The following is a 15,536-nucleotide window of genomic DNA, read 5'->3' on the forward strand; positions in this document are numbered from 1 at the left end:
GCTATCTAGTACCCGGTGCCGAGCCTGCTCCCTAGTCTGGCCTCTTTTCATGAAGAGGCCATTGAGCAATGGACACTACTCCGCCATCAAGCGCACAGGCAGCCATCGATGCGTTCCAGGACAGCATCATCAGCAAGCGCCTGCCGCTCTGGTTGCGTCAGACACCCCCAGGGCAACTGCCAGAGGTCAGCAAGGCATTGGCGAACAGCCTTCGCAGCCGTGAGCAAGTCAATGCGCTGCTGCGGGGTATCGAAGGTATCGACAGCTTTGTTGCGGCGGGCCTGGAAAAGGCCCTTGACGCGCGTTACGGGCTTGGCGGCAACGCACGCACGCTCACGTTTCTGGAGGGCCGTCGCGAGCCTGTGACCAACAGCCAGCCGGTAGGCGCGCACCTCACCGAGCTGGTCTATGAAGAAAAGCCGCTGCTTGAGGTGGCACTGCGCAACTTCACTGCCGAGCAGGCCCAGGCCGGTGGCCAGCCGCGCGGTAATCGGCTGCTGGTTCCGCGCCAGGGCAGGATTGCACCGCCCACGTGCATCGAGCTTGCTGCGCTTTGCCGTGAGCTGGATTTGGGTGAGGGTTATCAACGTCATCTGGATTCCATTCTAAAGCCCGCAGGTGATGCAGGGCGCGTGGAGTCCTGCCTTGTAGATGCCAGTCGCCACGCCATGCTGGTAGACGCCTACAAAGCCAGGCAGGAAGGGACGCTGGATGACAGCGAGCTCAAGTTGGTGGTGGCCATGTGCGAGGATGGCAAGCTGCTGCGCCTGGCGGGTGACCTTGTGGAGGCCAGGCAACTGAAGTTGCTGGGTTGCCGGATTGAACAGGTGATCGTGTTCGAGGTGATTGACCAGGGTGTCCTTTTCAACACCACGCGCCGTGTGTTGCTCTACGTGCCAGGCGACCCTGTGTCGCCTTGGCGCGCATTCGAGAGCGTCGACAAGCTGAACCGCGAGTTGGGGCGTCGCCTGCGAGACAAAGCCTACCAGCGTTTTTTCAGTCGCTTCGTGCTGCGACGTGACAGCCAGGCTTTCTTTGCCCAGGTTTCGGCGCTGTTCGATGACCTGGCGGACTGGGCGTTCCGCGATCTCGAACCGCATTTGCAGGGTTATTCGCAACCGTTGTTCAATGGTTTGGCACAGGCACGTATTCGCCAGATCAAGGAGGATGCGGCGATGATCGCGGTGCCCGTGGCCAGGCTGGACCGTGAGGTGCAGCGCCAGCATGACCAGCGCCTGGCCGCCGAAGGATGGGCGTTGCTCAACCTGGCCAGTTTCTTTGTGCCGGGCCTTGGCCTGGCCCTGCTTGCCGTGACAGCGTGGGAGCTGCTGGGTGAGGTTTACCAGGGTATCGAGGCCTGGCATGAAGGGGACCGCCAAGAAGCGCTCGACCATTTGACCCACGTGGCCACCGACGTTGCCATGCTCGCAGCCACGGTGGCGGGGGTTGGCGTGGCCCGACGGCTTTGGGTGCGTTCCACGCGGGTCGATGCCATGGTGCCGGCTCGGCTGGAGGACGGTTCTACCAGGCTTTGGCAGCCAGACCTTGCGCCTTATCGAAGCCTGCTGCCAGCAGGCGGCGCAACCCAGGATGCCCTGGGTATCCGGCGCTTGGAGGGGCAGGCCTGGGTTGAAATGGATGGGCATCATTATCGCGTGACGGAGCCGGCCGGCGACGGCCAATGGCAACTGTGCCCGATTGAAGGCCATGGGCCGATGCTGACCCACAATGGTGCCGGCGCCTGGCGACTGTGGAGCGAACAGCCGGCGCAGTGGCGTGGTACGTACCGCATGTTCCGACGTTTGGGTGAGCCTTTCAATACCCTCGATGACGAGCAGATCGACCAGGTACTGTTGTTCCATGGACTGGGCGGCGACGATGTGCGCGGTTTGCATGTGCACGCCCAGGCGCCAAGCCCGAGCCTGCTCGACAGTGTGCAGCGGGTGAAGCTTGATCAACGCATCCGCGGCATGATCGGGCGCTTGCGCAGTGGCGAGGCAGTAGAGGATGTCACGGTGCTCGACCATGCCAAACGTCTGCCGGGTGCACATGGCTTGCCTGATCAGGCGTTGGCAGAATTGGCATGGACGCAGCGTCGGGTACTGTTGCAACACTTGTACGAAGCCCTGCAGCCCAGCGACAACCCTGGCAGTGCCGCGCTACGCCGGGTATTTCCCGGGCTGCATGCGCGTACCGCCCAAGCCTTGGTACAGGCGGCCAGTGGAGAAGACCGCAGGCGCCTGCTGGCCAGTGGCAGGGTGGCGCTGAGGCTGGCGGAAGCGGCCCGTAGCCAGCTTCTGGACATTCGCCGAACTCGGGTATTGGAAGCCTTGTACCTGGATACGCCGCAGAGTGCCGACCTGGCGCGGGTGGCCCTGGGCATGTTGCAGCACCTGTCTGGTGCTGAGCAAGGCGTGCGCTGGCGGTTGTACGAAGGTTACCTGGGGGGGCCGGTGCTGGCGCGTACCGAGCGGGGGCCGCAAGCGTTTGACCTTGTGCACCGTAATGGCATGTTTCAACTGTTGGATGAGCGCGGCTCGCCGCTGGGTGAGGCGGGTGAATTGTTCGATGTCATGGCCGCAGCCTATACCCCTGTGCAGCGTGAGGCGATGGGTGTCGGCGAGCCGTTCTCGCACAATCTGAGGGTGATGGTGGGGCGGGAGGCTGTCGGTCGTCATGACGAGGTCGGGCGTTTGCTCAGTGCGGTGCGCCCGGGCGCTATTCGGGTGCCTTCGCGCTTGGCTGATGGGCGCTTGGGCTACTCGCTGGGCGGTGGCGGGGTGGGGGGGGTCTCACCCAGGGGGCATGCACTGAGGGCGACCTTGCGAGACCTGTTCCCTTGGTTGAACGATGGCCAGATCGAGACATTTGTCGACGACGTACGCAGGTCGGGGCGTCAGCTAGAACGGGTGCTGGCAGACTTGCGTACGGAGTTCACAGCCTTGCGCAATACACTGGACACATGGGTCGCCCAGGAACAGGGTGAGTTCAGGGAGGATCGAGACGCACTGCGTCAGACGCTGTTCAATTGCTGGCAGCGCTCGATCAGTATTGGTGAACTGCAGATCACCGCAGAAGAAAACCTGCATGTGATGTTCTGCAACTTCAGGCCTGGCAGCTTGCCCAACATGCCTGCGCAGGTCCGTTTTGCAGGTGTCACCAGCCTGTCCATGCTGCACCTCGACCTTCTGGAGGTACCTGTCAGCTTTCTGCTGGCGTTCCCTAACCTGAGCAGTCTGGATCTGGGCGGCAACCTGCTGACGCGAATACCGCAACCGTTGCTGCAGATACCGCAGTTGCGGCACCTCTGCCTGACCAACAATCGAATCAGGCTCAACCTGGCACAATCGGCCACGCTAGCCAGTTGCCCGTCATTGCATTTCCTTGACTTGTCTCATAACCCGCTGGGCCGCCGATTTACCCTGGCCGGGTTGCCGGAGCTTCGATGGTTGAGCCTGCGCGACACGCAAACCACGCAATTGCCACCGGGTTTGTTCGAGCGCACCTTGCTGGTTGCCGTTGATTTGCGGGATAACCGGATCAGGCACATTCCAGAGTATTTCTACCAGCTGCCCGTGTGGCGCCGGCGGCGGATCCGGCTGAATGCAAACCCTTTGGACGAAGCCCAGACGCTGCGCTTGCAGGCCTCGTTGAGGAGTGATGTTCCGATTGCGGATGAAGAGCATCTACTGCTGCGGCTTGATCGTGCCCGTGAGGTATGGGGCGATGCAGTGCTGCCAGAGCACCGAGGCCTGCTGCTTGCCGCCTGGGACTCACTGGAGGCAGGGCAAAATACAGAGCGTTTTTACCGTGTCCTTGCCCAGCTGTTGTTGTCCCAGGACTTCCGGGTCAACGCGCGAGCACTGGGTAATCGGGTAATGGCGCTGTTGCAGGCGATGGCCATGACACCTGCACTGCGAGAGCGCTTGCTGACGGTCGCCAATGATGAGTGGGGCTGCCAGGATGGCGCGACCTGGTGTCTGAGCAACCTGGAGCTGAATGTACTGGTCTGGCGGGCGGAAGAGTCGCCTCAAGGCCAGGCCGAGCGTGCCTTGCTCAACCTGGGGCGCCGGATGTGGCGGCAAGATGCTGTCGATCGCTTCGCGGCCAGGGTGGTCTGGGAACGGGGGCGGGAAGCAGAGGGCAGTGAAGTGGGGCTGGCTTTCAGGGTTGGGCTGCGTGAGCGCCTCGACTTGCCCGTCGAGGTCGGGAGCATGAGCTTTCATGGCATTGCGGATGTAACCGAAGCAGACCTGGCCGAGGCTGAGGCGGCAGTGCGACAAGGAGAAACGGAGGGGGAAGTTGCCCGCTCCCTGGTGGATCGGGAATTCTGGCAGCGGCACCTTGAACGCGCCCATTCAGAACGCTTCGCGGAGGTCGACCTGCCGTTCAGGCGCCAGCTCGATACCGTGCTTGATGATGAATCACTTACCGACGAGGCCAGGCTCGAACAGGTGGATGCAATTGGCGATGCGCGACGTGCTGCACGCAGGGGCCTGATGCTGGACATGACCATTCGCGCCATGGAAGTGGGGCCAGAAGACCCTGGCATTCATGTGCGTTGACGACCGTTCAGGACAACGTGTTGCCTGCCGCTGTGCAAAGCGGCTTTGGGCTATGCTCAGTCAAGGTGACAGTGGCTTTGCCCGCGCTGTCGCCTTGGCTTCAGAAAGCTTGGTAATCGGCAGTTACTTTTCCACGGCCCGTTCTTGAGTGAAGTGGTTTAGGCTCCATGTCGGATTTTTCTCCGTGATCTGTAGTCATTGGTATATCGAGACAATAAGGAGATACGCATGCTCGTCCGGTCACTGACTCTCGCTACCTTGCTAGCTGTTGCCGGCCCCTTGTTTGCCGCAGACAGTGATGCACCCTTGGCCAAGGAGCTGGGCAAGGCCAGGCCATTGGTGGTGATTGCCCCGAGCACTGCCGACCCGACCTTGCGCGGGTTGAACAAGGCACTGGAAGACCCGGCCACCCAGGCCGCCTTCAAAGAGCGCAACCTGGTGCTCTACAGCGTCGCCAACATGATGGGCAAGCGCGAGGACAAAAACCTCGAACAGCAGACCACCATGGCCCTGATCCGCGAGCTCAAGCTGGGCGCGAGCAAGGGCACCAAGGTGATTCTGGTGGGCAAGGACGGCGAACGGCACATGCTCAAGGATGACGAAAGCGGTGAAGCTATCGATCCGCAGGCGATTTTCAAGGCGGTCGATGAATTGCCCGCCAGCGAAAAGGCGGTGACCGCACCCGAACCGGTGGCCGCGGCGCCGGAAGCCAAGGCCAAGGACAGCAAACCGGCCAGGCCAGCCAAACCGGCCGCCCCACCCAAACCGCTGGAAGACTGAACACGCGTCCTGGCCCCAAGGTAGCTTGGGGCCCGTTACCGGGCGTTGTGTATCCCACTGTATCTGCCCGCGCTGCAGACCCACTCCCATACAAAAGCGCGCCTGGCGCGATACATTCACGACAAACCGCAACGGCCTAATGGCTCCACTTTCCAACCACAGTGGAGCTGCATCATGACTCAAGCAAAAAACACCCTCGGCCTGCTCGGCGCCGCCCTGATCGGCAGCATGGCATTGACCAGCAGTGCGTTTGCCGTGGAACCGCTGGCACAAGGTTACCAACTGGCTTCGGCCAAGGTGGCCGGCGAGGGCAAGTGTGGCGAAGGCAAATGCGGCGGCAGCGGCAAGGCCACGCAGAGCGAAGGCAAATGCGGTGAGGGCAAGTGTGGTGCCAGCGCCAAGGCCGGGGCTGAAGGCAAGTGCGGCGAAGGCAAGTGCGGCGACGCTTCGTTCGCCAAGACCGACAGCAACCACGATGGCAAGGTCTCGCGGGATGAGTTTCTGGCGGTGGCCAAGGACCGTGCCGGCGACTTCGACAAGATCGACAGCAACCATGACGGCTTCATCTCCGAGCAAGAAGCGGCGGACCACCTGAAGGCGATCTATCAAGCCAATGGCAAGGCCATGCCCGAGGGGCTGTTCAGCCACCTGGCTGGCAAATCCTGACCCTTACCCTTTGAAGTGACGCAACGCCCCTCCTGCTGGTCAGGCGGGGCGTTGTGCCTGTTGGAGACCTGTTTATGCGTGCTGCGACGTTGAACACCGGGCTTGGCTTGCGCCGTGGCCTGCTGCCGGAACTGCTGGCGATGGACGCTGGTGCAGTGGACTTTCTTGAATGCGCGCCGGAAAACTGGATAGCGGTTGGCGGCGCCTACGGCAAGGGCCTGGCCCAGTTGGCCGAGCGCTTTCCCATAACTTGCCACGGGCTGTCGTTGTCGCTGGGCGGCAGTGAGCCACTCGACCTGCATTTTCTCGACCAGACCCGCCATTTTCTCGATCGCCACCAGGTGCGCATGTACAGTGAGCACTTGAGCTATTGCAGTGACGACGGGCACCTGTACGACCTGATGCCCATACCGTTTACAGACGAAGCCGTGCACCATGTGGCTGCGCGCATACGCCAGGCGCAGGAGCAATTGGGCCGGCGTATTGCGGTGGAAAACATCAGCTACTACGCCGCGCCTTATCAGGCGATGAGCGAGCTTGATTTTATCCGGGCGGTACTCGATGAAGCCGATTGCGACTTGCTGCTGGACGTCAACAACGTTTTCGTCAATGCCTGCAACCACGGCTACGAAGCCCGGGCCTTTCTTGAAGGCTTGCCCCAGGCACGGGTGACCGGCATGCACATAGCCGGCCATTACGATGAAGCACCGGACCTGAAGGTCGACACCCATGGGGCGCCGGTCAAGGAAGATGTGTGGGCGCTGTACACCCTCGCTTGTGTGCGCTTTGGCGTGCAGCCGACCGTGCTCGAACGGGATTTCAACTATCCCCCGCTGGCCGAACTGTTGGCCGAGACGGCGCGTATCCGCAGCGTGCAACTGGCGTCGGGAGGGCGGCGTGATGAATGAGACGTTGCGCGAGCAGCAATACACCTTGGCCCGTCACGTGCGCGACCCGCAACGCACCGCACCGCCGCCGGGCGTGGAGGCGCGACGCCTGAAGGTTTACCGCGAGTTGTTCTATGGCGCTATCGAGGGCCTCCTGGCGGGCAGCTTCCCGGTGATGCGTCAGGCGTTGGGTGAACAGCGTTGGCATGCCCGTGTGCGAGATTTCTATGCCAACTACCGTAGCCAGACGCCCTTGTTTACCGAGATTGCCGAAGCGTTTGTCGATTACCTGCAAGGCGTCGAGCTGGATGCGCCCTGGCAATTGGAGCTGGCGCACTATGAGTGGGTCGAGGCGCAGTTGTACTTGAGCGATGCCGAGGACCCGGCCCATGACCCGGCGGGCGATTTGCTGGAGGAAGTGCCGTTGTTGTCCTGTGTGGCGCGGGTGCTGGCTTATGAGTGGCCGGTGGAGCGCATCGGGGTGGATTATCAGCCAACGGTTGCGCCCGAGGCGCCGACGTTGCTGCTGGTGTATCGCGATGCTGCGTTGACGGTGCGCTTTGCGCGCCTGGCCCCGATGGCTTATCGGTTGCTGGCGCTGGAGCAGGGTACCGGGCGGGCGCGGCTGGAGGCGCTGGGAGGGGATGTGCAGCAGGGGCTGGCATTGCTGGAGGGGTTGCGCGAACGGGGTGTCATTGTCGGAACAGTTTGAGGGCCTTGGGGGCGCTTTGCGCCCCATCGCCGGCAAGCCAGCTCCCACAGGCTCGGTGCAAGCTGCTCTTTGTGGGAGCTGGCTTGCCGGCGATGGGCTGCAAAGCAGCCCCGGCGATATCACTTGTTGAAGCGCATCCGCAGCCAATGATCCAGGCTCAACCGCCCAGCCCCTTTGAGCAGCAGCGGCAGCAACGCCACCAGATAAATCAGCGGCAACTTGAAGTTGCCAAAGCCCTGGTCAGTAATGGCATACCCCTGTGCCAACTCTGCCAGGCTAGACCAGTGCGCCGGCCAATGCACCGCAGCAATTGCCACCACAGTCACCACCATCAGCCCCAGCGATGCCAGCCGCGTCCCCAGACCCAGCAACAGCAGCAACGGCAGCACCAGCTCGGCCCACATCGACAGCTGCCAGTTCAGCGCGGCGGGCAGCTGGTTGAAGGGGAACGGAAAGCTGCCTTGCAGGTCGGCGAACCAGTTGTTGCCATTGAACTTCTCAAGGCCGGATTCAAAAAACTCCCAAGCCAGGAACAGCCGCAGCGGCAGGTCGGCGCTCCAGGTGCCGACGCGGTCGAAGGTGGTCAAAGTAAGTACTTTCATCAAGGGGCTCCCAGGATCAGGTTATGTGGCTGGGAGTGTGTGGGGGTGGGGTATCCGCAGTGTGTCGGGGGTGATGGGGTTGTGTATCGGTTTGTACCGAAGCCTCAGGCGACACCCGCCCCCACCAAAGCCAGTCATTTCAGTTCGATCTGCGCGCACAATCCGCCACGTTCTCGGTTGCTCAAGGTCAGCCGGCCCCCCATGGCCTGGATCAACTGGTGGGCAATGGCCAACCCCAGCCCGGTACCCCCCGTACTGCGATTGCGTGAACCCTCTACCCGGTAGAACGGCTTGAGTACTTCGTCCAGTTCGGCGCCGGGAATCCCCGGCCCGTTGTCGAGCACACGGATTACGGTCGTGCCGCCCTCGCGGCACACTTCCAGTTCGGCGGCGCCGGCAAACTTGAGGGCGTTGTCCACCAGGTTCACCAGCACCCGGCGCAGTGCATGCGGGCGGGTTTCCAGCAGGCTGCCAGTGCTGCCGTGGCGCTCGACCTGGGCACCGCTGTCCTGGTAGTCGAACACCAGGCTATCAAGGAAGGCATCGAGGTTGACCCGGCAGGGTGCTTCGGTGCTGGTGTCCATGCTGCGGGCATAGGCTACGCCTTCGCGCACCAGGTGCTCCATTTCACCCAGGTCGCTCCACAGCTTGTCTTTCTCGATCCCGTCGTCCATCACTTCAACGCGCAGTTTCATGCGTGTGATCGGCGTTTGCAGGTCGTGAGAAATGGCTGCCAGCAGTTGCATGCGCTCCTTGAGGTGGGCGGCGATGCGTGCCTGCAAGGCGTTGAAGGCCACGGCGGCGTACTTCACCTCGCGCGGGCCGCTTTCATCCAGTTGCACACCGGGTTTGTCCGGGTCGAGGTTGTCCACGGCGTGGGCTAGGCGGGTGAGGGGACCGATGGCCAGGCGCACTGCCAGCCAGGTGCACAGCAGCAGCACGGCCAGCTGAATCAGCAATACCACGGGCAACCAGCGGGCCACCGGGACCGGCGACGGGGTCACGTCGATGGTCAGGGGCGCACCGTCGGCCAGGCTCAGGTGCGCCTGGAAGTGCGCATTCGGCCCGGGTATTTCCTGGAAGGTCAGGCGGTAGTCGCTGCCAATGGCCTTCACGATCGACTCGGCGGCCATGGGCGGGTCGCTGCTGGGCATCGCCTCGCCTGTCAGGCCGTGGTCCAGGCGGTAGCGGTAGGTACGCCGCTCCAGGCGTGGCAGCCACGCGGCACGTTCGGCTGCGGGCAGGCGGTCGAGGATGGCGACCGACGTGGCCACATCCTGTTCCAGGTTGGTGAGCATCATCGAGCGACTGCTGATGTAGCGCTCGTAGGCCTGCAAGCCGAACGAAAGGCCGTACGCCAGCACAAGGCCGGTGAAGAAGATCAGCGCCAGGCGTGATGCCAGGGTGCGTGGCCACTTCATGACGGCGACTCGAGCAGTTGCACGGGCAACGAGAACACATAGCCCTCGCTGCGCACGGTCTTGATGCAGCTGGGCTCGCGGGCGTCGTCGCCCAGGCGCTGGCGCAGGCGGCTGACCAGCAGGTCGATGGAGCGGTCGAAGATGTCGGCCTCGCGGCCTTGGGTCAGGTTGAGCAACTGTTCGCGGCTGAGTACCCGCTGAGGGTGGTCGAGGAACACCCGCAGCAGGCGGTACTCGGCGCCGCTAAGGGCCACCAGGGTGCCTTCGCTGTCGAGCAGGTGGCGCGCGGTGGTGTCCAGGCGCCACTGGCCGAAACCCAGCAGGCGGCTGCTTTCACTGATGGTGAGGTTGGGCGGCAGCATGCGCGTGCGGCGCAGCACGGCGTTGATGCGGGCGAGCAGCTCGCGGGCGGAGAACGGTTTGGTCAGGTAGTCGTCGGCGCCCATTTCCAGGCCGATGATGCGGTCGGTTTCGTCGTTGCGTGCGGTGAGCATCAATACCGGGGTGTTGCGGTGCTTGCCGGCGCGCAACTCGCGGCACAGCAGCAGCCCGTCGTCACCGGGCATCATGATGTCGAGCACGATCAGGTCGACGCTGTTGGCTTCCAGAAAGGCGCGCATCTGCCGGCCGTCGGCGACGATGCTGGTGCGCAGGCCGTTCTTCTTCAGGTAGTTGCCGACCAGTTCGCGGATCTCGCGGTCGTCGTCGACGATCAGGATGTGATCGACGTGTTCCATGCGCAGCGTTCCTGTGTAAAGGGGGATGGGCGCAGTGTACCGAGCGCGTTCGCGCTTGCCTGCCGGGTTTTGTATTGCAGTGTATCTGGGCTTTGTACAGATACAGCAGGAAGCACATCACAGCCTCGGACGACACATACGGGATACCTGACAGGCGTGAAATGGCTCTCGACCGGGAAGCACAACTTCCCATACCCAAGTGTTACTCAGGAGAGATGCCATGAACGTCAAGACCTTCGCCAGCGCCAGCCTGTTCGCCGTGCTCAGCTTCGGCGCTATCGCCGCCCAGGCCGCCACCGCGCCCATGGGCGATGCCGGTGCCATGCAGTACCGCTACGGTGACCACCTGGATGTGAAGAAAGTACTGTCGGTGCAGGATGACCAGAGCAACGCCTGCGGCCTGGTGAACACCCGCATGGACTACCTCGACTCCAAGGGCCAGCAGCAAAGCGTGCAGTACCGCACCTACGCCACCGGCGGTTGCCATGAGAATTGATCGCCGCCTGATGCTGAAGGTGGGGGGTATTGCCCTGGCACTGACGGGGCTTGGCCTGGCCGGGCACCTGATGGCCCGCGACAGCTACGGTGCGATGCCGTCGCTGTCGGGGGCCAGCCAGTGGATCAACTCGACACCGCTGGATGGGCCGACGCTCAAGGGCAAGGTGGTGCTGGTGGACTTCTGGACCTGGGACTGCATCAACTGCCAGCGCAGCCTGCCGCATGTGAACGACTGGGCGCGGCGCTATGCCGACCAGGGGCTGGTGGTGGTGGGCGTGCATACGCCGGAGTACGACTACGAGCATGATGTGGGCACCTTGCGGGACAAGGTGGCCGGGCTGGGGATCGGTTATCCGGTGGCGGTGGACAACGATTACAACGTGTGGAATGCCTGGGGCAACCAGTTCTGGCCGGCGCATTACTTTGTCGACCGCAAGGGGCAGGTGCGCCATGTGCACTTTGGCGAAGGGGATTATGGGGGGCAGGAACAGGTGATACAGGCTTTGCTGGATGAGAAAGGATGACTGGATTGCATGGCCTGTGGGAGCGGCCTTGTGTCGCGAAAGGGCCGCGAAGCGGCCCCAGAAAATTGTGCATTATCGCTAAAATCCGGGGCTGCTTTGCAGCCCTTTCGCGACACAAGGCCGCTTCCACAGATACTGCGCAAGGTTTCAGAGCTTGCCGCTGCAACCATCAGGTAAAGCTGGCGAAATGCGCCTGCATCCGCGCCGCATCCGCCTGGCGCCCGCTGAACAGCTCGAACGCCTTCACCGCCTGGAACACCGCCATGTTGCTGCCATCCAGCGTGCGGCATCCCAGCACCCGGGCCGCGCGCAGCAGTTCGGTTTCCAGCGGGAAGTAGATGATCTCAGCCACCCACAAGCGCGCATGCAACAGTTCGACCGGCAGTGGTGTACCCGGCAGTTTGGCCATGCCCACCGGCGTGGTATTGACCAGTCCGTCTGCCTCGGCCAAAGCCGTGGCCAGGTCGCTGCCAACCACGGCGCGCCCTGCGCCGAAATGGGCATTCAGGTTGTCCACCAGTGCCTGCGCACGGGCCGCGTCCACTTCGAACAGCACCAGCCGCTCGACCCCTTCACCCAGCAGGGCATGGGCCACCGCCGAACCGGCGCCGCCGGCACCCATCTGCACCACCTGGCGGCGTGCCACGTCGGGCAGGCCACGGCGCAAGCCTTCGGCAAAGCCCAGGCAGTCGGTGTTGTGGCCGACCCGTTTGCCGTCCTTGAGCACCACGGTATTCACCGCGCCGATGCCACGGGCTTCGTCCGACAGCTCGTCGAGCAGTGGCAGAATCGCCTGTTTGAACGGGTAGGTGATGTTGAGCCCGGTGAAGCCGGTGTGCTGCGCGGCATCGAGCAGGCCGGGCAGGGCGCTGTCGTCCAGCTGCAACTGGTCGGCGTCGATCAGCCGGTACAAGTAGCGTAACGCCTGGGCATCACCTTCGTGTTCGTGCAGGGCAGGGGTACGCGACAGCTGGATGCCACGGCCGATCAGGCCGGCGAGGATGGCGTGCTGGCTCATGCCGTGCGCTCCTGGAACAGTTCGGCGAAGTGGCTGAGGGCCATGCGGTAGCCATGGCTGCCCAGGCCGCAGATGACACCGACGGCGATGGACGATACGAACGACAGGTGACGGAACGGCTCGCGCTTGTGCACGTTGGACAAGTGCACTTCGATGACCGGCAGTTCGCTGGCCACCAGGGCGTCGCGGATGGCCACCGAGGTGTGGGTCCAGGCGCCGGGGTTGATCACGATACCGGCACAGCGGTTGCGGGCGGCGTGAATCCAGTCGATCAGTTCGCCTTCGTGGTTGGTTTGCCGGAATTCGAGTTCCAGGCCGTGGGCATGGGCAGTATCGGCACAGCTTTGCGCCAGGTCCGCAAGGGTTTCGTGGCCATATTGGGCAGGCTCGCGGGTGCCCAGCATGTTCAGGTTAGGGCCGTTGAGCACAAGAATAAGGGGCTTCATGACGGGCATCGCTTTGTTGTTGTTGGATGCGCGTAGTTTTGTACTGACTGGTTAGTTCCGTCAATTGGGCGAGACCGTCGCACCGGGAAAGTGGGCGATTATCGAACGCAGCCAAACCTTACAAAATTGTAATGTTCCCGACACCGCCTCGATAAGCACGGCTTTTTACAGTCCCTCGCCTACACGCGTCGACGAGGACTTGTTCGTGCCCATCCCCCGCAAGATCGCCTTGCTCTGCCTGTTGCTGGCCAGCGCCACCAGCGCCCAGGCCAGCCAGAGCCTGAGCCTGCCCCAGGCGCTTGCCGCCGCCTTTGCCCAGAACCCGGAACTGGCCGCCGCCGGCCGCGAAGTCGGCATTGCCGACGGCGAGCGGCGCCAGGCAGGGTTGATCCCAAACCCTGAGTTGTCCTGGGAGGTCGAGGACACTCGCCGCGACACCAGCACCACCACCGTCACCCTCAGCCAGCCGCTGGAACTGGGCGGCAAGCGCGGCGCACGTATTGCGGTGGCCGGTGCCGGCCAGGCCATTGCCCAACTCGACCTGGAGCGCCAGCGCAATGGCCTGCGGGCTGATGTGGTGCAGGCCTTCCATGCTGCCTTGCGGGCGCAGACCGCGCTGGAACTGGCGCAGCAGTCGCAGGCATTGACCGAGCGCGGGCTGCGGGTGGTACAGGGGCGGGTCACTGCCGGCCAGTCATCACCCGTAGAGGCCACCCGTGCCCAGGTGCAACTGGCCCAGGCCCAGGCCGAAGTGCGGCGCGCGCAAACCCAGCGCGGCGTGGCCTACCAGGCCTTGGCACGCCTGACCGGCAGCCCGCTGGCAGGTTTCGACCAGTTGCAGGCCGCCAACCTTTCACCTGGCGTTGCCCCCAGGGCCGACACCTTGCTCGACCAGGTCGAGCAAACGGTCGAATGGCGCCTGGCCACCGCCCAGGTCGAGCGTGGTGAAGCCGCCTTGGGATCGGAAAAGGCCCAGCGCATTCCCAACCTCACCGTCAGCCTCGGCAGCCAGTACAGCCGCGAGGACCGCGAACGCGTCAACGTGGTCGGTCTGTCGATGCCCTTGCCATTGTTCGACCGCAACCAGGGCAACGTGATGTCAGCCGCGCGCCGTGCCGACCAGGCGCGTGACTTGCGTAACGCCGTGGAGCTGCGCCTGCGCAGTGAAACCCGTAGCGCTGTCAGCCAGTGGCACACGGCTATGCAGGAGGTGGACGCCTACGACCGCACCATTCTGCCGGCTGCGCAGCAGGCCGTGGACACCGCCACCCGTGGCTTCGAGATGGGCAAGTTCGCCTTCCTCGATGTGCTTGACGCCCAGCGCACGCTGATCGAGGCACGCGGGCTGTACCTCGAAGCACTGGCCTCGGCGACCGATGCACGGGCGCAGGTCGAGCGGATCTATGGCGACCTCGATGGCCTGAGCACCCCCTTGAACAGCAGGAGCAACAATGACTAACCCACGCAAGATAGCCCTTCTGGTTGCCGCCATGGCCGCGCTCGGCCTGGGCGGCCTGGCCTGGACCGGCAACCTCGGCCAGGCGTCGAAAACGGAAGCCCGGCACGATGACCACGGCGAAGACGACCACGGCCATGGCACCGAGAAAGCCGGCGAAGGCCACGAAGAGGAGGGCCACGGCGAAGAAGAGGGCCAGTTGCACCTGTCCATCACCCAGATCGAGGCCGCCGGTGTGCAGTTGGCTACCGCCGGCCCTCGGGCACTGGGTACCGCTATCAGTTTTCCGGGGGAAATCCGCTTCGACGAAGACCGTACGGCTCACGTGGTGCCGCGTGTACCCGGCGTGGTCGAGGCGGTGCAAGCCGAGCTGGGCCAGGCGGTCAAGCGCGGCCAGGTACTGGCGGTGATCGCCAGCCAGCAGATTTCGGACCTGCGCAGCGAGCAGCAGGCCGCCCAGCGCCGGTTGGAACTGGCGCGCTTGACCTTCCAGCGCGAACAGCAGCTGTGGCAGGAACGCATCAGTGCCGAACAGGATTACCTGCAGGCACGCCAGGCGTTGCAGGAGGCCGAGATCGCCTTGGCCAACGCCCGGCAGAAGGTCGCCGCGGTGGGCCCGGCTGGCGCTGGCAACCGCTATGAGCTGCGCGCCCCGTTCGATGCGGTGGTGGTGGAAAAGCACCTGACCGTGGGCGAAGTGGTCGACGAGACCAGCAATGCGTTCACGTTGTCTGACCTGAGCCGGGTGTGGGCTACCTTCGCCGTGGCCCCGCGTGACCTGGACAAGGTGGTGACCGGCCGCAATGTCACGGTCAGCGCACCGGACCTGGGCGCCCAGGTCGAGGGCAAGGTCAACTACGTTGGCAGCCTGCTTGGCGAGCAGAACCGTGCCGCTACCGTGCGTGCCACCCTGGCCAACCCCAACGGCGCCTGGCGCCCCGGGTTGTTCGTCAATGTGGCTGTCAGCGTCGAACGCTTCAATGCTGCTGTCGCGGTGCCGGAAAACGCCCTGCAAACCTGGGAAGAGCAAACCGTTGTGTTTGCCCGCACTGAAGAAGGTTTCGAGGCTCGCCCGGTGAAAACCGGCCGGCGCGACGCTGGCCAGGTAGAAATCACTGACGGTCTTGCCGCCGGTACCCAGGTGGCCGCCGCCGGCAGCTTTGTCCTCAAGTCGGAACTGGGCAAAGGCTCGGCCGAGCACAGCCACTGATCACGGGGACGCCT

General features: G+C 63.6%; 14 protein-coding genes. 9 read left to right on the forward strand and 5 right to left on the reverse strand.

Annotated features, from left to right (window positions below; genetic code table 11):
* Positions 1 to 68: 68 nt before the first annotated feature.
* The 5 genes from A0O30_RS21890 (at position 69) to A0O30_RS21910 (ending at position 7,610) form a co-directional block, all read left to right on the forward strand.
* A complete protein-coding gene (locus A0O30_RS21890) occupies positions 69 to 4,565 on the forward strand; it encodes an NEL-type E3 ubiquitin ligase domain-containing protein (RefSeq protein WP_105947979.1) in 4,497 nt (1,498 codons plus the stop codon).
* 228 nt (positions 4,566 to 4,793) lie between these two features.
* Entirely contained in the window at positions 4,794 to 5,345 is a 552-nt protein-coding gene (locus A0O30_RS21895; protein WP_105947980.1) for a DUF4174 domain-containing protein, read from the forward strand.
* Positions 5,346 to 5,519: 174 nt separating this feature from the next.
* A complete protein-coding gene (locus A0O30_RS21900) occupies positions 5,520 to 6,011 on the forward strand; it encodes a hypothetical protein (protein WP_105947981.1) in 492 nt (163 codons plus the stop codon).
* A gap of 74 nt (positions 6,012 to 6,085) precedes the next feature.
* Positions 6,086 to 6,919, forward strand: coding sequence for a DUF692 domain-containing protein (locus A0O30_RS21905; protein ID WP_105947982.1), 834 nt, complete (start codon positions 6,086 to 6,088; stop codon positions 6,917 to 6,919).
* The gene (locus A0O30_RS21910; RefSeq protein ID WP_105947983.1) at positions 6,912 to 7,610 is read left to right on the forward strand and encodes a DUF2063 domain-containing protein; all 699 of its coding nucleotides are present in this window, start codon (positions 6,912 to 6,914) and stop codon (positions 7,608 to 7,610) included. Before A0O30_RS21905 ends, A0O30_RS21910 begins: the two co-directional genes overlap by 8 nt.
* 119 nt (positions 7,611 to 7,729) lie before the next feature.
* Here the strand turns inward: A0O30_RS21910 and A0O30_RS21915 are convergent, their stop codons facing one another.
* The 3 genes from A0O30_RS21915 to A0O30_RS21925 form a co-directional block, all read right to left on the reverse strand.
* Positions 7,730 to 8,212, reverse strand: coding sequence for a DoxX family protein (locus A0O30_RS21915; RefSeq protein WP_105947984.1), 483 nt, complete (start codon positions 8,210 to 8,212; stop codon positions 7,730 to 7,732).
* A gap of 134 nt (positions 8,213 to 8,346) precedes the next feature.
* Positions 8,347 to 9,633: a HAMP domain-containing sensor histidine kinase gene (locus A0O30_RS21920; RefSeq protein ID WP_105947985.1), complete on the reverse strand. Its 1,287-nt coding sequence runs from the start codon at positions 9,631 to 9,633 to the stop codon at positions 8,347 to 8,349.
* Positions 9,630 to 10,370, reverse strand: a complete 741-nt coding sequence (locus A0O30_RS21925) for a response regulator (protein WP_003250463.1) — start codon at positions 10,368 to 10,370, stop codon at positions 9,630 to 9,632. The genes A0O30_RS21920 and A0O30_RS21925 overlap by 4 nt, the downstream gene beginning before the upstream one ends.
* Positions 10,371 to 10,590: 220 nt before the next feature.
* On the opposite strand from A0O30_RS21925, the gene A0O30_RS21930 reads away from it, so the two are divergent.
* On the forward strand, positions 10,591 to 10,866 hold the full coding sequence (locus tag A0O30_RS21930) for a DUF2790 domain-containing protein (RefSeq protein WP_016714678.1): 276 nt from the start codon (positions 10,591 to 10,593) through the stop codon (positions 10,864 to 10,866).
* A 10-nt stretch (positions 10,867 to 10,876) separates the two neighbouring features.
* Positions 10,877 to 11,392 (forward strand): thioredoxin family protein, encoded by a 516-nt coding sequence (locus tag A0O30_RS21935; protein ID WP_105947986.1) that lies wholly within the window; start codon positions 10,877 to 10,879, stop codon positions 11,390 to 11,392.
* Positions 11,393 to 11,561: 169 nt separating this feature from the next.
* Here A0O30_RS21935 and A0O30_RS21940 read toward each other — a convergent pair whose 3' ends face one another.
* A complete protein-coding gene (locus tag A0O30_RS21940; RefSeq protein ID WP_105947987.1) occupies positions 11,562 to 12,410 on the reverse strand; it encodes a shikimate dehydrogenase in 849 nt (282 codons plus the stop codon).
* Entirely contained in the window at positions 12,407 to 12,856 is a 450-nt protein-coding gene (gene aroQ, locus A0O30_RS21945; RefSeq protein ID WP_016714675.1) for a type II 3-dehydroquinate dehydratase, read from the reverse strand. The genes A0O30_RS21940 and aroQ overlap by 4 nt, the downstream gene beginning before the upstream one ends.
* A gap of 205 nt (positions 12,857 to 13,061) precedes the next feature.
* Between aroQ and A0O30_RS21950 the strand changes: the two genes are divergently transcribed.
* Both A0O30_RS21950 and A0O30_RS21955 read left to right on the forward strand, forming a co-directional pair.
* Positions 13,062 to 14,315, forward strand: coding sequence for a TolC family protein (locus A0O30_RS21950; RefSeq protein ID WP_105947988.1), 1,254 nt, complete (start codon positions 13,062 to 13,064; stop codon positions 14,313 to 14,315).
* Positions 14,308 to 15,522 (forward strand): efflux RND transporter periplasmic adaptor subunit, encoded by a 1,215-nt coding sequence (locus tag A0O30_RS21955; protein ID WP_105947989.1) that lies wholly within the window; start codon positions 14,308 to 14,310, stop codon positions 15,520 to 15,522. Before A0O30_RS21950 ends, A0O30_RS21955 begins: the two co-directional genes overlap by 8 nt.
* The last annotated feature ends 14 nt before the right edge of the window (positions 15,523 to 15,536 follow it).

This window comes from Pseudomonas sp. LLC-1, from assembly GCF_002992185.1.
GTDB classification, from domain to species: domain Bacteria; phylum Pseudomonadota; class Gammaproteobacteria; order Pseudomonadales; family Pseudomonadaceae; genus Aquipseudomonas; species Aquipseudomonas monteilii.

Excerpts from the sequence above, each read along its gene's own strand:
- A0O30_RS21890 (WP_105947979.1), top strand. The coding sequence starts at position 69 with ATGGACACTACTCCGCCATCAAGCGCACAGGCAGCCATCGATGCGTTC.
- A0O30_RS21895 (WP_105947980.1), top strand. The coding sequence starts at position 4,794 with ATGCTCGTCCGGTCACTGACTCTCGCTACCTTGCTAGCTGTTGCCGGC.
- A0O30_RS21900 (WP_105947981.1), top strand. The coding sequence starts at position 5,520 with ATGACTCAAGCAAAAAACACCCTCGGCCTGCTCGGCGCCGCCCTGATC.
- A0O30_RS21905 (WP_105947982.1), top strand. The coding sequence starts at position 6,086 with ATGCGTGCTGCGACGTTGAACACCGGGCTTGGCTTGCGCCGTGGCCTG.
- A0O30_RS21910 (WP_105947983.1), top strand. The coding sequence starts at position 6,912 with ATGAATGAGACGTTGCGCGAGCAGCAATACACCTTGGCCCGTCACGTG.
- A0O30_RS21915 (WP_105947984.1), bottom strand. The coding sequence starts at position 8,212 with ATGAAAGTACTTACTTTGACCACCTTCGACCGCGTCGGCACCTGGAGC.
- A0O30_RS21920 (WP_105947985.1), bottom strand. The coding sequence starts at position 9,633 with ATGAAGTGGCCACGCACCCTGGCATCACGCCTGGCGCTGATCTTCTTC.
- A0O30_RS21925 (WP_003250463.1), bottom strand. The coding sequence starts at position 10,370 with ATGGAACACGTCGATCACATCCTGATCGTCGACGACGACCGCGAGATC.
- A0O30_RS21930 (WP_016714678.1), top strand. The coding sequence starts at position 10,591 with ATGAACGTCAAGACCTTCGCCAGCGCCAGCCTGTTCGCCGTGCTCAGC.
- A0O30_RS21935 (WP_105947986.1), top strand. The coding sequence starts at position 10,877 with ATGCTGAAGGTGGGGGGTATTGCCCTGGCACTGACGGGGCTTGGCCTG.
- A0O30_RS21940 (WP_105947987.1), bottom strand. The coding sequence starts at position 12,410 with ATGAGCCAGCACGCCATCCTCGCCGGCCTGATCGGCCGTGGCATCCAG.
- aroQ (WP_016714675.1), bottom strand. The coding sequence starts at position 12,856 with ATGAAGCCCCTTATTCTTGTGCTCAACGGCCCTAACCTGAACATGCTG.
- A0O30_RS21955 (WP_105947989.1), top strand. The coding sequence starts at position 14,308 with ATGACTAACCCACGCAAGATAGCCCTTCTGGTTGCCGCCATGGCCGCG.